The sequence below is a fragment of the Verrucomicrobiia bacterium genome (assembly GCA_035460805.1).
In the GTDB taxonomy this organism is placed as follows: domain Bacteria; phylum Patescibacteriota; class UBA1384; order CAILIB01; family CAILIB01; genus DATHWI01.
In genome coordinates, this window is record DATHWI010000160.1 from 1 (window position 1) to 13,710 (window position 13,710).

Here is a 13,710-nt window from a genome sequence, read left to right on the forward strand (position 1 = left end):
TCCTTTGTGGCAAGCGTGTGAATGCACACGGTTCACATACCTGGGGCGTGGTGGGTGGCCATGTGGAGTGGGCAGAAAGCTTTGTGGAGACCGCAATACGCGAGACAAAGGAAGAAACGGGCCTTACCGTAAAGGACGTACGCCTTATAGCGGTTACCAACGACTACTTTGCTATTGAAGACACCCACTTTGTCACCATCCACCTTACCTGCACGTACGATGAGGGTGAGCCTGCCAATTTGGACCATGAGATAACTGACAACTGGCAGTGGTTCCCCCTGACCAACTTGCCAGAGCCACTCTTCCTGCCACTCCTTCATTTGCAGCAAGGGGGCTTCGATTTCACCTCCCTGATTCAGCCTACGCCCTAGATCTGGCTCCCATACCTTATCTGTGGTATAACCAAGAAGCACAGACCTGATCTCTTTTTTTCTATGCCCGAGCAAACCGCAGTAAAAATCCCTGGTGTCCTAACGGTAAAGCAGCTTGCTGATGCCCTTAATCAGCCCGTAACCTTGGTTATTGGGAAGCTGATGCAGTTTGGCGTGCTTGCCACCATTAACGAGGACATCGATTTTGACACCGCCGCCATTGTCGCCGATGACTTTGGCATCCTTGTTGAGCGCGAAATCGATCCTAGCCAGGAACAGATCCGCCAAGAGGACATGGTCTCAAATACCTCAGAAGTCACTACCCGGCCACCAATTGTGACCATTATGGGACACGTTGACCACGGCAAGACCTCACTTTTGGATAAGATCCGCTCCACCAACGTGGCTGGCGGTGAATCTGGTGGCATTACCCAGCACATCAGCTCATACCAGATCGAGATTGCCCCAAAGGCCGGTGGCGAAAAGCGTGTCATTACCTTCCTGGATACCCCAGGTCACTCTGCTTTTGAAGCCATGCGTCGTCACGGTGCACGCATTACTGACCTCGTAGTGCTTGTGGTGGCAGCCGATGACGGTATCAAGCCTCAGACAGTTGAGGCTATCAACCACGCCCGTGCCATGTCGGTGCCCGTCCTGGTTGCCATCAACAAAATTGACAAGACAGAAGCCGACCTGGACAAGGTGAAGGCCCAGCTTGCTGAACATAACCTGGTCCCAGAAGACTGGGGTGGTAAGACAATTACTGTTCCCGTCTCTGCTATGACCGGCGAAGGTCTGGATGACCTCTTGGAAATGATCCTTCTCTCTACAGACCTCCGTGAGCTTAAGGCAAACTTAGACGTTCCAGCTGTAGGCGTGGTGGTAGAGTCTAACCTTAAGCCTGGTGTTGGCCCTGTTGCTACGGTGCTTATCCAGAACGGCACGCTTCGGACAACCCACTATGTTGCTATGGGTGATGTTTCCGGCCGTGTCCGTACTTTGACTGATCACCGTGGCCGCCGTATTAACGAAGCCACGCCTTCCATGCCAGTGGAAATCTCCGGCCTTTCCGGTGTGCCACAGTTTGGCGAGCAGATGATGGTGTTTGAAGTTGAGCGTGATGCCAAAGAGGCTGCGCGCACCTTCCTCCGTTCTCAAAGCGCCAAACGCGCCGCGGGTCAAACCATTGCCATTCAGAGTGCTGGCCAAAAAGAAGGACAGAAGACAATTCTTACCTTGGTTGTGAAAGCAGATGCCAAGGGATCACTTGAGGCTATCCGGGACCAGGTTTCCGTCATGAAGAATGAGGATGTCGAAGTCCGCGTAGTATCTGACGGCATTGGTGATATCTCAGAAGGTGACATTACTATGGCGTCTACCGCCAAGGCCCCGGTCATTGGCTTCCATGTCCGCATTCCTTCTGCCGTAAAGCAGTTGGCAGACCGTGAGAAGGTAAGCGTTACGCTGTTCAGCGTCATCTACGAACTTTTCGATGCAATCCGCAGCGCTCTAGCCGAACTCATGCCAGAAATCACCATTGAAGAGGAGTTGGCCAAACTTCAGATCCTTGCCCGCTTCCGGGATAACCGCAAGCGAGTTGTAGTAGGTGGCCGTGTAGAAGACGGTACGCTGACCCCTAAGCAGCTGGTCAAGGTAATGCGTGGCAAAGAGGTACTGGCACAAGGCAAGCTGATCACCGTTCGCCGTGGCAAAGACGAAGTTCGTCAGGTCCTCGCGGGTTCAGAATGTGGTATTGAGCTAGACCTAACTGGCGAAGTTACCGACATCAAAGAGGGCGATACCGTGGTCCTCTATAGGCTTGAAAAGCAGAAGAAACCGCTCGGCCTCTAGGTTAGTAGCACGTTCAAAAAGTTTGTGAAGACGCCCTTAAGCCTTGTGCTAAGGGCGTCTTTTGGCTATAGTAGTAAAGCTTTAAAACACCAATGTTTGTGTAGTAGAGGGCATCTGCTGTACCCACGGAGGTATATATTTCTATGCAAATTGAGGAGCCTCCCAGTCCATTAGGGCGGAAGGCGCTACACCTCACCCGACGCATTAGCGTCATCCTAAATTCGATCCCACGTCGCTTACCGGCTCTTATTCCGGTATGTGTCGCCATATTTCTTACCACCGCTTTTAGTGCAGACCTCTATGCTGCCTATCAGCTGCGGGTAACCCCTCAAAGTGTAAATGACGCCGAGCGCGTAGCATTTACCTTGAGCAATTATCTTCAACTCGACACGCTTCGTGCTGCTGAGACTGAAGATGATCTAGCTAGCATCTCCTTTGCTGGACAGAACACGGGTGGTCTTGCCACTTCCGTGCCTGATTCGTTGCGCGAGCACACTGTACAAAAGGGTGAAACCCTTACCTCCATTGCCAGTACCTATGGCCTTCGTATGGGGAGTATTATTCTTGCCAACAAGGATATCGACATTGACCTCCTTAAAGAGAAGGACAAGATTACCATCCCTAACGTGGATGCTTCAGATGCAGACCTCGACAAGGAATGGGCGGAGCGTCAGCAAAAGCAGGACAAGGTAGTGGCTAAGAAGGTTACGGAGAAGAAGGCATCTGTCGCTACTTCTGTAAAAGCTGTTGCAACGAGCTCCAGCCGCAAGCTGCGCCACCCTATGCCAGGTCTTAACTATACCTCCCAAGGCTTCAGCCTTTCCCACCCAGGTAAGGACTACGCCGGACCGCAGGGCACGCCTCTCTATGCCGTTGATGATGGCTGCGTAGTCATTGCTGGCTCAGGTTGGAATGGTGGATATGGTAACCGCGTTGTACTCAACATTGGGGGTGGCGTAACTGTTCTCTACGCCCACATGAAGAGCTTCGTTAAGGGTATCTCTGCCGGTGATTGTTTCGAAGCTGGCGACATCATTGGCTATAGCGGCAATACTGGCCGTTCAACAGGTCCTCACCTTCACTTTGAAGTTCGCGTAAACGGGGTGCCACGCAACCCTGGCAACTACGGGATCTAGGAGAGGTGCGGTCACTTTCCTCGCTCGCATGCTCCTCGGAAAAGGAAAGGTTTTCTAGCTTGGCCTAGAGAACTCGACTTCGAGACAAATATCAGGTATATATAAGTCCTTATGTTTGTTGACGAAAAACAACTCAATATTTCTGCCGGAAAGGGTGGCGATGGTGCTGCCCTCTTTCGTCGTGAAAAATATGTACCGTATGGCGGCCCAGATGGCGGCGATGGTGGGCAAGGCGGCGACGTCATTATTGTGGGTAGGGGAAACCTCCACGCGTTCGCGCACCTAACTCATACAGACCGTATTGAAGCTGAAAACGGCCAAATTGGCGGGCATTCGCGTTCCAGCGGCCGCGACGGTGAAGACAAGGAGTGTCAGGTTCCACTTGGCACAGAAATCTATGTTGAGCAGGAAGACGGGGAGTGGAAGCTCCTGACAGAAATTCTTGCTGAGGGTGAGCGCCTGGTTATCGCCAAGGGCGGTAATGGCGGATGGGGTAACTGGCACTTCAAGTCTTCCATCCAGCAGGCTCCTAAGCGCGCCAACCCAGGCCTTCCTGGCGGTAAGTTGCGGATCAAGCTGGTTCTTAAGCTTATTGCCGATATCGGCCTTGTAGGGCTGCCAAATGCTGGCAAATCTACATTGCTCTCGGTTATTTCTGCTGCCCAGCCAAAGATTGCTAATTATCCCTTCACAACCCTCGAGCCTCAGCTTGGCGTAGTGACCATGGGAAAGAAGGAAGATGAGCGCAGCGTAGTAGTTGCCGACCTTCCAGGTCTTATTGAGGGCGCAAGCGACGGCAAGGGCCTTGGCGTTAAGTTTCTCAAGCACGTGGAGCGCACCAAGAAAATCCTCCACTGTATTGCTGCCGATGTCCCCCTAGAGGAACTCCAGGCTAATTACGAGGTCATCCGCAGTGAGCTGACCCAGTGGAGCGAAGTACTTGCCACCAAAGAAGAGATTATCGTCCTCACCAAAGCCGACTTGATCCTTCCTGAAGAAATGGAAGAAAAACAGAAGGCTTTCAGCAAGCTCATTGGCAAGCCAGTTCACGTTATTTCAGCCGCTACCCACCAGGGTGTCCAGAACCTGTTGACCTTGTTCCTGTAACCTGGTAGAGTTATAGAGCACATTTTGTGTCCTCTCTGCTTGCAAAAAAGAAGCCAGGTCCTCCGCAAAGAAGTAAGGCGCATTGAATAGTATCCATCCGCTAACCTAGGAACAAAGCCTATGGCTGTTGCTATTGCGTCGCGGCGTAACTTTGGTCGTGAGACCACGGTGCTCCCGCTCCCAAACCTCATCGAGGTTCAGCTGAAGTCGTACGAGTGGTTTCTTACTGAGGGTATTCGAGAACTTCTCGATGAGATCAACCCAATTGAAGATTTTACCGCCAAAGCATTGGCGCTAGAATTCCGGGAATTTGCGTTTGATGAGCCTAAGCTTTCGCCTGACGAAGCTCGGGACAAAAACATGACTTACAAGGCACAGCTCAAAGTCCGAGCCGTGCTGACCAACCGGGTAACCGGCGAAATAAAAGAAAACGACGTCTACTTGGGTGAGTTCCCACTCATGACCAAGAACGGTACCTTCATCATCAATGGTGTTGAACGTGCTGTTGTTTCACAGATCGTCCGTTCCTACGGCGTACTCTTCACCTCTGAACAGGGTGCAGACCGCCAGCTTTTTGGTGCTAAACTTATCCCTTCCCGTGGTGCATGGCTTGAGTTTGAAACCTCCAGCCGCGACGTGCTCTCCGTTAAGGTAGACCGTAAGCGCCGTATCCCAGTAACAACCCTCCTTCGTGCCCTTGGCTACAGCAGCAGCGAAGAGATTAAGGCTTTGTTTACTGATGTTGATACCAACCCAGACCACCAGTACATCGACGCCACCCTTGATAAGGACCCAGCTGAGAACCAGGACGAGGGTTACGTAGAGGTCTATAAGCGCATCCGCCCAGGTGACCTAGCTACTAAGGACAACGCTCGCGCCTTCCTTGAAGCCCTTTTCTACAGCGCAAAGCGCTACGACTTGGGTGCAGTTGGCCGCTACAAGATGAACAAGCGCCTTGGCTTGGATACTAAAAATGCCAAGGAAGACCGTGTTCTTCGTCCTCAGGACATCGTAGAGATCGTCAAGGAAATCATCCGCCTCAATAACACCAAAGGTGCTAAGGCTGATGACATGGACAGCTTGTACAACCGTCGTGTCCGTTCCGTAGGTGAGTTGGTTCAGAACCGTGTACGCGTTGGTATGGTGCGCCTTGAGCGCAACGTTCGTGACCGTATGTCAGTTGCTGAAATTGAGACTGTTACCCCTTCACAGCTGGTAAACAGCCGCCCAATCGTGGCTGCCCTGCAGGAATTCTTCGCATCGTCCCAGCTTTCCCAGTTCATGAACCAGACCAACCCAATCGCAGAGCTTGAACACAAGCGCTGTCTGACCGCTACAGGTCAGGGTGGCCTCTCCCGTGAGCGTGCAGGCTTTGAAGTACGTGACGTACACACCTCCCACTACGGCCGGATGTGTCCTATTGAAACCCCAGAAGGACCAAACATTGGTCTGGTACAGTACCTGGCATCCTATGCCAACGTAAATGACTTCGGTTTCATTGAGACCCCATACCGCAAGGTAGTGGAAAAGAATGGTAAGCGCGTAGTTTCTTCCGAGATCGTCTACCTGGACGCTGCCGAAGAAGAAAAGTACGTTATCGCCCCTGCTTCCGTAATCATCAACGAGGACGGAACCTTTGGTGAGAAGCGCGCAACCGTTCGTAAGTATGGTACGCCAAGCATTGATGCTACCGAGAAAATCGACTTCGTTGACGTTTCTCCTAAGCAGGCCTTCTCCATTACTACCAACCTCATCCCAGGCCTTGAGCAAGACGACGCTGCCCGTTCCTCCATGGGATCGAACATGCAACGTCAGGCTGTTCCTACCCTTCGCCCAGACTCCCCAGTTGTGGGAACCGGCGTAGAAGGTGACGCAGCACGCCAAAGTGGCCACGTTACACTTGCAGAAGTTGACGGCGAAGTGACTGCAGTCTCTGCAGACGAAATCGTTGTTACCGACAGTAAGGGTGTACAGCATGGCTACCGCCTGCAGAAGTTTGTTCGCTCAAACCAGGGAACCCTGATGAGCCAGCGTCCAAACGTTGACCTTGGCCAGAAAGTAAAGAAAGGCGATCCTATCGCTGACTCTTCTGCTACTGACAACGGTGAGCTAGCCCTTGGACAGAACGTTCTCGTAGCGTACATGTCATGGGGTGGTTACAACTTCGAAGACGCCGTGATCATTTCTGAGCGCTTGCTCCGCAATGACAACTACACCTCAATTCACATTGAGAAGTACACCATGGATGTCCGTGATACCAAGCTCGGTCCTGAGCAGATCACCCGTGACATTCCAAACGTTGGTGAAGAAGCGCTTCGCAACCTTGATGAAGAGGGAATCATCCTCATTGGTGCAGAAGTTGAATCTGGCGATATTCTCGTCGGTAAGATTTCTCCTAAGGGTGAAACCGAGCTAACTGCTGAAGAGCGCTTGCTTCGTGCAGTGTTTGGTGAAAAAGCCAAAGATGTCCGTGACTCTTCACTTCGCCTTCCTCACGGTGAGCGCGGTAAGGTTATCGGCATTAAGATCTTTACCAAGGACAACGGTGACGAACTCTCTACTGGTGTATTCCAGTCTGTAGAAGTGACCATCGCCCAGATGCGTAAGATCTCTGTAGGTGACAAATTGGCAGGACGCCACGGTAACAAGGGTGTTATTTCCATCATTGTGGCCGAGGAAGACATGCCATACCTTGAAGATGGTACTCCTATCGACATGGTACTTAACCCACTTGGTGTAATCGGCCGTATGAACCTTGGTCAGATTATGGAAACGACCCTTGGTTGGGCCGCTGCCAAGAACGGTGAGAAAGTTGCCGTACCAGTATTCACCAGCATTACTGACGAACAGCTCCGCGCTGAATTGAAGAAGGCTGACCTACCTGAAGACGGTAAGGTTAAGCTTATCGATGGCCGCACCGGTGAGGCTTACGAGCAGACCGTGACGGTTGGTATCAACTACATGTTGAAACTAAGCCACCTTGTCGATGACAAGATGCACGCCCGTTCCGTTGGTCCTTACTCCATGATTACGCAGCAGCCACTTGGTGGTAAGGCGCAGATGGGTGGTCAGCGGTTTGGTGAAATGGAAGTATGGGCACTTGAGGCCTACGGTGCCGCCCACACCCTCCAGGAAATGCTGACGGTTAAGTCTGACGATACCGTTGGACGTGCCAAGGCCTACGAATCCATCATCCGTGGTGAGGAAATCCAGAAGCCATCTATCCCAGAGTCCTTCAACGTACTTGTACGTGAGCTCCAGGGTCTTGGCCTAGAGGTCAACCTTATTACTGAGGACGGTGAGATGATTGAGCCTGTTGAGAAGCCAAAGGTCCCTGTTAAGCCAACTCCGGCCCATGCTATTCCTGATAGCGACGACGACATGGACGAGGAAGAGGAAGACGGAGACGACTTTGAAGAGGAAGTAGTGCCAGCTGAGGAGCAGCTCGACGAAGAGCTCACTGAGATCGGCGCGTCCCTAGAAGAAGAGGTGCCAACCGAAACTGAAGAGGAGGCTGAATAATTATGGCTAACATGTTAAAGACGAACGATCTTGTTGAGCAGACGAACGACTTTACGGCCGTCCAGCTCCGTGTCGCTAGTTCAGATACTATTCTGAGCTGGTCCCACGGTGAGGTCCTAAAGCCTGAGACTATCAACTATCGTACTCAGAAGCCTGAGCGTGACGGACTTTTCTGTGAACGCATCTTTGGTCCTACTAAGGACTACGAGTGCTACTGTGGAAAGTACAAAAAGATCCGCTATAAGGGCGTTGTTTGTGACAAGTGTGGCGTAGAAGTTACTAAGTCATTTGTCCGCCGCGTCCGCATGGGTCACATCGACCTCGCTGTTCCGGTTGCACACATTTGGTACGTACAAGGCATCCCATCAAACCTGGGACTCTTGCTTGATATGTCCGTCTCTGACCTTGAGAAGATCATTTACTTTGCCGCATACGTCATCCTTGGCGTAGACGAAGACGTACGTGCCGCTTCCTTGGCGCAGCTTGATGGCGAATACAAGGAACTTAAGGCCCAGCTACTTGGTGACAAAACCAAGGCTGACCAGCTTGAGGGTAATGACCTTCTTAAGCTGCAGCAGGTTGATGCCCAGTTCAAAGAGGCTAAGTCTGAACTTGAGAAGCTTCACCGCAACCAGGTTATCTCTGAGCTTGCTTACCATGAGCTTTCCCTCCGCTACGGAGCTATCGTTCGTGTAGGCATTGGTGCAGAAGCCATCAAGGACCTCCTCGAGAGCATCGTTCTAGAAGACGGCATCCAAGAGCTGAAGATTGAGGCACGCACCGCGTCCCCAATCAACCGCCGCAAGGTGCTTCGTCGCTTGAAGCTGTATACCGACCTAAAGGTAGCCGCCATTAAGCCTGAATGGCTTGTACTTGGCCGCCTGCCTGTTATCCCACCAGACCTTCGCCCTATGGTGCAGCTGGACGGTGGTCGCTTTGCAGCCTCTGACCTGAACGACCTTTACCGCCGCGTTCTCAACCGTAACAACCGTTTGAAGAAGCTCCTTAACTCTGGTGCTCCTGAGGTTATTACCCGGAACGAGAAGCGCATGTTGCAGGAAGCTGTTGATGCCCTCATCGACAACTCTGCACGCCGTGGTAAGGCCGCTGCTGCCTCTACTGGTATGAAGCGCAAGCTGAAGAGCTTGTCCGACATGCTTCGTGGTAAGCAGGGACGTTTCCGTCAGAACCTACTCGGTAAGCGTGTCGACTACTCTGGCCGTTCCGTTATCGTAGTTGGTCCTAACCTGAAGCTTCACCAGTGTGGTCTGCCTAAGATGATGGCTTTGGAACTCTTCAAGCCATTCGTTATTGGTAAGCTTATTGCCGGTGGGTACGTACACAACGTGAAGAATGCTACCCGCCTCATTGAGAGCGGTGAGTCATTTGTTTGGGATATCCTTGAGGACATCACCAAAGATCACTTTGTACTGCTAAACCGTGCCCCAACCCTTCACCGTTTGGGTATCCAGGCCTTCCAGCCGGTACTCATTGAAGGTAAGTCCATCCAGATTCACCCGCTCGTTTGTACCGCGTATAACGCAGACTTCGACGGTGACCAGATGGCCGTGCACGTACCGCTTTCCAAGCAAGCCCAGAAAGAGGCGCAAGAGATTATGCTTTCGAGTCGTAACCTCCTTAAGCCTGCTTCCGGTGAAGTTATCGTAGGACCTACTAAGGACATGATCCTTGGTGCGTACTACATGACCGTAGTGGTTGATGGCCTGAAGGGTGAGGGCAAGGCCTTCTCTAGTCAGGAAGAAGCAATTCTTGCCTACAACGAGAAGATCATTGAGCTTCGCGCCAAGGTTAAAGTTTCCATTAAAGGTGAACTTATTGAGACTTCTGTCGGACAGGTCCTCTTCAATGAGATCGTCCCAGAAGAGCTTGGCTACCAGGTTGAGGCCATGGATAAGAAGGCAATCGCCAAGATTATCCAGCGCAGCTTTAACGAGCTTGGCACCCTTCGTACCGCAGAGTTTGTAGATGACCTAAAGAACATCGGCTTCAAGTATGCAGAGCGTTCTGGTGTAACCTTCTCACTTTCTGACATCGTTGTGCCTTCCACTAAGGGCGAGTTCCTTGCCCGTGCAGAAGACAAGCTTGCCGAAGTTGATAAGCAGTACCGCCGTGGTCTTATTACGAGCGATGAGCAGTACGTTAAGACTGTTGAAACCTGGTTTGACACAACCAAGGAGCTGGAAAAAGAAGTAATGCGCGGGTTCCACGATTTGAACCCAATCATGACAATCTTCAAATCTGGTGCCCGTGGTGCCGTCACCAACATCAACCAGATTGCTGGTATGAAAGGTCTCGTAGGAAACCCTTCTGGACGTATTATTGAGATTCCTCTTAAGAGCAACTTCAAAGAAGGTTTGTCCGTATTCGAGTACTTCATCTCCACTCACGGTTCCCGTAAGGGACGTGCCGACACCGCTCTCCGTACAGCTGACGCTGGGTACCTTACCCGCCGTCTCGTAGACGTAGCGCAGGACGTGGTTGTTGCGCAGGACGATTGTAAGGCCAAGAAGGGCATTGTTCTCTACCGTGCTGACCAGGTAACCCTTGGTGAAGCGTTTGAGACTGCTCTCATTGGTCGCTACACCCATGGTGAAAACCTCGACATTCCAGCCGGCACCCTCATCACTGAGGAAGTTGGTCAGAAGCTCGCTGCGTCTTCGCTTGAGCAGGTAACAGTCCGTTCACCGCTCTACTGTGAAGCCAAGTGGGGTATCTGCCAGAAGTGCTACGGTAACAACCTGGCAACTGGTAAGCTCGTTGAACATGGCCAGGCTGTTGGTATTATCGCTGCACAGGCCATTGGTGAACCTGGTACACAGCTCACCATGAAGACCTTCCACATGGGTGGTGTTGCTCAGACAGGTGGAGACATTACTTCAGGTCTACCTCGTGTAGAAGAGCTCTTTGAAGCCCGCTCACCTAAGACCCCAGCTGTTGTAGCTGAGATTGAAGGAAAAGTGGTAGTGGATGAGCGTCCTGAGGAAACCATTGTCACCATTACCTCCAAGGAGCCAGCCAAGCAGGTTATTAACCTGCCAGCCGGATTCAAGGTAATTGTTGCTGCAGGGGATACCGCTCAGGTGAAAGACATCGTTGCACAGTCCGAAGAATTTGGCAGCATGCGTGCTACCGTTCACGGAAAAGTGGCGATTGAAGAGGGTGTTGTTACCATTACGGCCCGCGAGAAGGATGAGCGTGTTTATACATTGCCTGCTTCCGCTTCCGTTATGGTTGAGAGTGGTGACACCGTACTACGGGGTGACCCAATCACAGAAGGGCACATCGAACTCCAGCAGCTCCTCCACCTATGTGGTCGTGCAGCCGTTGAGCGATATGTCGTAAGTGAAGTGCAGCGTATTTACTTCTCCCAGGGTCAGAGCATTAACAACAAGCACATCGAAATTATTGTTCGACAGATGTTGTCTAAGGTTCAGATTGCCGACCCAGGCAAGAGTACCTACATTACAGGACAGACGGTCGATCTGCCTGATATCCGCCATGAGGCCGATAAGATGAAGATCCGTTCCGAGCAGCTACTCTTGGGTATTACCCGTGTATCGCTTTGGACCAAGAGCTTCCTCTCCGCCGCTTCCTTCCAGGAAACCACGAGTGTATTGATCAACGCTGCCGTTATGGGCAAGCGCGATGAGCTTCGTGGCTTGAAGGAAAACGTAATTATTGGTAAGCTCATTCCCGCTGGTACTGGTTACGATCAGTCCCTCAAGAACTAAACTCTGTAATGCCTACAATTAATCAGTTGCTGCGCAAGCCACGCGTCACCCCGAAGCGTAAGCCTAACGCACCAGTCCTTAAGTCCACCTTCAACACCTTCAAGAAGCGTCCAGTTCCTCTGAACGCTCCTCTGAAGCGTGGTGTGTGTACCAGGGTTACCACCGTTACCCCAAAGAAGCCGAACTCGGCTCAACGTAAGGTGGCGCGTGTCCGTCTAACCAACGGCATGGAAACCTGGGCATACATTCCTGGTGAAGGTCACAACTTGCAGGAACACTCCGTAGTACTCCTACGCGGTGGACGTGTAAAAGACCTTCCAGGTGTTAAGTACCACATTGTTCGTGGAAAGCTTGACGCCCAGGGTGTTAAGGATCGGAAGAAGAGCCGTAGCAAGTACGGTACGAAGAAGGCGTAATGCCTAAAGAAAAAGACCTCCGAAAGGAGGTCTTTTTTGTATGTAAAAAGGCTCCAGTCGGAGCCTTTCATTACCTGCGGTGTTTCCGCATGAGACGTGTGAGAACTGCAGCGCCGATCAGGAAGATAGCGGCGGCGGCATAGGCGGTGAACGATAACTCGGCTCGTATGGAGGGGTCCATATCAACACGGAGCAAAGTTGGGGTTACCAAGAAGGCGAATCCGCCAAGCCAAACTGCGCAAACTGCCAGAAATGTCGAAGGTGTATTTCGGATCATATTATTGCGAGAACTATAGCATATCTAACCTGGTTTGTCAATGTACTTTAGGTCTGGCTGAGTCACAATGCGTTATGAAAAGAACCCCGAGAGGGGCTCTTCTTTGTTGCAAATATTTCTATAAGAAAAGGAGCATCTCTCGATGCTCCCTGGGTAAAGAGTCTAGCTGGCCCATTAACTCGTTAGGAAGACTGCAAAGCCGCCGAGTAAGAGGAGGATGAACCCGATGAGCCCGCACACCATGGAGATTATCCAGGCGCTAGTTCCACCTCGTCCGATCAGGCTGATGGCGATGCAGATAAGGATCAGAACCCCAGCTACACCAAGAATGCCGTACGCGATGTTTTGTTTCACATATTCACCTTTGTCCGAGGGGGACTATAGCGGATTTCTGCCGAATTGTCAACCAGGTAAGAGGTTTGAGACTGCGGGAATTGAGTTAAAAAAGACCCCCGCATGACGGGGGTCTGGAACTAGTAGGAACCAAAGCCCTGGGTGAGCTTGGTTAGCTCGCTTTCGGCATCTGCCAGGCGCTGGTTGGCCTCTGCGAGCGCTTGCTCGGAGGCCAGGTACTTTTGGTGCGCACGGTCACGATTGCGCTGGGCAACAATTGCCGCCCGCCTCGCTATGACCCGCTGAGACTCTGCTTGGCGCAGTGCGAGCTTAGTGCGCTCCTCGAGGAGCTGCTGGAGGTAGGTATCACCCTCCTCGGTGAGGTAGTGGACGCCATCAGCAGCCGGCGTCACTAGCTGGGCGTCGACGATGAGCGCAGTGCGCAGCATCTTCAGGGGTAGTGTAGACCGGGTGCCATAACGCTTGAGCCACATACTCAGCATGACTGCATTGCAGAGCGAAGCCTTTATGGCGTCCTCCACAAGGTGGTCAGCAATTTCGCGGATGAACTCCATGCGCAAAGCTTGGGACCGGAAGAACTTGGCGGCGTGCTTCTCAGCCCGCTGATCAGCACGGTTCGCGGAATGAACCAGCTTTGTTGCGCGGGGCTCCTTGGGATCCAGCATGGTATTCATGCGGTCTACCAGGGCTACCGTTTCGTCATCAGCCCCAAGGGCTTCTGGCGCTACGGCAGGGCGGAGTTTACTAAAGGCGTATTCCAGGTTGGTACCGGGAGGAGGAGTTAGGTCACAGCGGCGGCGCGATTTGGCGTCGCCAGGCTGGACGATGAGATGGATGGTGTTGTAAGAAGTGATCTCGATAGCGCGGACATCTCCCGTGAGATGCCTGCTACTGCCGTGCACACGAACAGACCGTGTCTGCAGG

General features: G+C 52.2%; 10 protein-coding genes. 7 read left to right on the top strand and 3 right to left on the bottom strand.

Features of this window, described 5'->3' with window-relative positions:
- The 7 genes from VLA04_06565 to rpsL form a co-directional block, all read left to right on the top strand.
- Nucleotides 1-371: NUDIX domain-containing protein (locus VLA04_06565; protein ID HSI21317.1), on the top strand; the 371-nt coding region annotated here is incomplete at its 5' end.
- 63 nt (nt 372-434) lie between these two features.
- Nucleotides 435-2,222 carry a translation initiation factor IF-2 gene (gene infB / locus VLA04_06570; GenBank protein HSI21318.1) on the top strand — a complete coding sequence of 596 codons (1,788 nt, stop codon included), beginning with the start codon at nt 435-437 and terminating at the stop codon, nt 2,220-2,222.
- 143 nt (nt 2,223-2,365) lie between these two features.
- Nucleotides 2,366-3,358, top strand: a complete 993-nt coding sequence (locus VLA04_06575) for a LysM peptidoglycan-binding domain-containing M23 family metallopeptidase (GenBank protein ID HSI21319.1) — start codon at nt 2,366-2,368, stop codon at nt 3,356-3,358.
- A gap of 111 nt (nt 3,359-3,469) precedes the next feature.
- The gene (gene obgE, locus VLA04_06580; GenBank protein HSI21320.1) at nt 3,470-4,465 is read left to right on the top strand and encodes a GTPase ObgE; all 996 of its coding nucleotides are present in this window, start codon (nt 3,470-3,472) and stop codon (nt 4,463-4,465) included.
- 120 nt (nt 4,466-4,585) lie between these two features.
- Entirely contained in the window at nt 4,586-7,987 is a 3,402-nt protein-coding gene (locus tag VLA04_06585; protein ID HSI21321.1) for a DNA-directed RNA polymerase subunit beta, read from the top strand.
- A 2-nt stretch (nt 7,988-7,989) separates the two neighbouring features.
- Nucleotides 7,990-11,739, top strand: coding sequence for a DNA-directed RNA polymerase subunit beta' (gene rpoC, locus VLA04_06590; GenBank protein ID HSI21322.1), 3,750 nt, complete (start codon nt 7,990-7,992; stop codon nt 11,737-11,739).
- Between the two features lie 8 nt (nt 11,740-11,747).
- A complete protein-coding gene (rpsL, locus tag VLA04_06595) occupies nt 11,748-12,155 on the top strand; it encodes a 30S ribosomal protein S12 (protein ID HSI21323.1) in 408 nt (135 codons plus the stop codon).
- Nucleotides 12,156-12,225: 70 nt separating this feature from the next.
- Here rpsL and VLA04_06600 read toward each other — a convergent pair whose 3' ends face one another.
- From VLA04_06600 to VLA04_06610, 3 genes are all read right to left on the bottom strand, one after another.
- A complete protein-coding gene (locus VLA04_06600) occupies nt 12,226-12,432 on the bottom strand; it encodes a hypothetical protein (GenBank protein HSI21324.1) in 207 nt (68 codons plus the stop codon).
- A gap of 174 nt (nt 12,433-12,606) precedes the next feature.
- The gene (locus VLA04_06605) at nt 12,607-12,786 is read right to left on the bottom strand and encodes a hypothetical protein (protein ID HSI21325.1); all 180 of its coding nucleotides are present in this window, start codon (nt 12,784-12,786) and stop codon (nt 12,607-12,609) included.
- Nucleotides 12,787-12,905: 119 nt separating this feature from the next.
- Nucleotides 12,906-13,710: hypothetical protein (locus VLA04_06610; GenBank protein HSI21326.1), on the bottom strand; the 805-nt coding region annotated here is incomplete at its 5' end.

Bases quoted from the DNA above. Each gene is read 5' to 3' on its own strand.
- infB (HSI21318.1), top strand. From the start codon at position 435: ATGCCCGAGCAAACCGCAGTAAAAATCCCTGGTGTCCTAACGGTAAAG.
- VLA04_06575 (HSI21319.1), top strand. From the start codon at position 2,366: ATGCAAATTGAGGAGCCTCCCAGTCCATTAGGGCGGAAGGCGCTACAC.
- obgE (HSI21320.1), top strand. From the start codon at position 3,470: ATGTTTGTTGACGAAAAACAACTCAATATTTCTGCCGGAAAGGGTGGC.
- VLA04_06585 (HSI21321.1), top strand. From the start codon at position 4,586: ATGGCTGTTGCTATTGCGTCGCGGCGTAACTTTGGTCGTGAGACCACG.
- rpoC (HSI21322.1), top strand. From the start codon at position 7,990: ATGGCTAACATGTTAAAGACGAACGATCTTGTTGAGCAGACGAACGAC.
- rpsL (HSI21323.1), top strand. From the start codon at position 11,748: ATGCCTACAATTAATCAGTTGCTGCGCAAGCCACGCGTCACCCCGAAG.
- VLA04_06600 (HSI21324.1), bottom strand. From the start codon at position 12,432: ATGATCCGAAATACACCTTCGACATTTCTGGCAGTTTGCGCAGTTTGG.